Genomic DNA, 254 nt, shown 5'->3' with positions numbered 1-254 from the left:
TGGTAGTTGATCAGCAGCTGATCCAGTAGCTCGTCAGTGATCGTCGGTGGCGTCTTGTTCATGGTCTCTCCGGTTGAGAGCGATAGTGTCGCTCATGAACCGGTTACACAAAAATTCTGACACCCTCTATTTGAACGGCCGCGACAAACGACTTCAGTCGTTTTGCGTAGCGGGTTGCAATCCCGCGCCATCGCTTGATCTTGAGAAAAGCGTTTTCGACCAAATGCCTGTGCTGGTATAGGTGCTCATCATAC

General features: G+C 50.8%; 1 pseudogene. It reads right to left on the bottom strand.

Annotated elements, in window-relative coordinates:
* Positions 1-103: 103 nt before the first annotated feature.
* Positions 104-254, bottom strand: a pseudogene (locus tag PZA18_RS24865) (IS5/IS1182 family transposase); the annotation flags it as partial.

Origin of the sequence: Parachitinimonas caeni, assembly GCF_030129945.1 — a bacterium.
GTDB classification, from domain to species: domain Bacteria; phylum Pseudomonadota; class Gammaproteobacteria; order Burkholderiales; family Chitinimonadaceae; genus Parachitinimonas; species Parachitinimonas caeni.
This window is presented reverse-complemented; position numbering and strand designations above follow the sequence as displayed.